The organism is Endozoicomonas sp. ONNA1 (genome assembly GCF_024606325.1).
Taxonomy (GTDB): Bacteria; Pseudomonadota; Gammaproteobacteria; order Pseudomonadales; family Endozoicomonadaceae; genus Endozoicomonas_A.
Genome location: NZ_JAHHPN010000873.1, coordinates 1 through 1144, shown reverse-complemented (window position 1 = coordinate 1144; position 1144 = coordinate 1). Strand labels below are relative to the sequence as shown.

The following is a 1144-nucleotide window of genomic DNA, read 5'->3' as shown; positions in this document are numbered from 1 at the left end:
TTGCAAGGATAATACGGCGACAATCTACCGCCAGACCGATGGATCATGGGAACTAGAAGACACCATTCACCACACTCACTATGTCGACTCAGCCAACTTTAGCCCCGATGGCCGCTATGTGGTGACTGCCAGCTATGATGGCACGGTAAAAATCTATGGCCGGAAAGCCGATGGATCATGGGCACCAGAAGCCATTATTGCCCATGAGTACGGAGTCTTATCAGCCACTTTCAGCCCTGATGGCCGTCATGTGGTGACTGCCAGCACTGACAAAACAGCGAAAATCATTGGTCAGCAAGCCGATGGGGCATGGTTAGAAAAAGCCAGCATTCGCCATAATAACTTCGTCAACTCAGCCACCTTCAGCGCCGATAGTCGATATGTGGTAACCGTCTCCAACGCCTATTCGTATTCAGTGACAATCACTGAACTACGAAGCAATCATTCATTGCCTGCTGTCACTGAGTGACGCCATTCTGTTTGTACTTGGAGCCTTACTGGCGTCATTCAGTCAACTGAGCCGCTCTCACTGACGATGGAAAGCATCTGATAACCAGCTATCTCTATCAGCGGGCAGCTTGAACTGGTTCTGGCATGTAATCACCTGCAGGGGTTTAATCAACCTCGAGGGACTGTTCTTCTTTGGCACGGAAAACTGCCAGACAATAACTCCGCCCTTTTCTGGCAGTGCCAAAAAAGCTCTCTATACTGGCACAGTCCCCACGGCATCATCGAGTACCAGAAATGTGATGGGTGCTTTGGGAGTCATGGCCTTTCTGGCTCTATTGTTCAATCTATAACCCCATAGGAGTCTTTCCCCGTTTCCGGGGATTCTTACACATGATGAATTGTCGGCATTACTTGACTCAACTAATCGTTACTGTCTTCCTGTTACAAACCCTGAGCCCGGAAGCAGGGGCTACGAGCCCATCTTCAACCGAACCTCCATCTCTGGCTCCTCTTAAAACAGTGTCGTGTGACGCTCTTCCAGAGCATACGACGGGGGTTAAGCAACGACTAAGCCAATATAAAAGCCTTGTTTCCGGACGACAGTGCATTGTTCTTAACGCCGATCCTGCAAAAGATTTAAGTGAACAGATAAAACGGATTCCGGAAAACACCGTTATACTGCTCTCATCCGATG

At 49.0% G+C, this 1144-nt stretch carries 2 protein-coding genes; both read left to right on the top strand.

Annotated elements, in window-relative coordinates:
* The coding region (locus tag KDK19_RS20790; RefSeq protein WP_257292857.1) for a WD40 repeat domain-containing protein at positions 1 to 469 on the top strand (469 nt) is incomplete at its 5' end.
* 371 nt (positions 470 to 840) lie between these two features.
* On the top strand, positions 841 to 1144 hold a 304-nt coding region (locus KDK19_RS20785; protein WP_257292856.1), incomplete at its 3' end, for a hypothetical protein.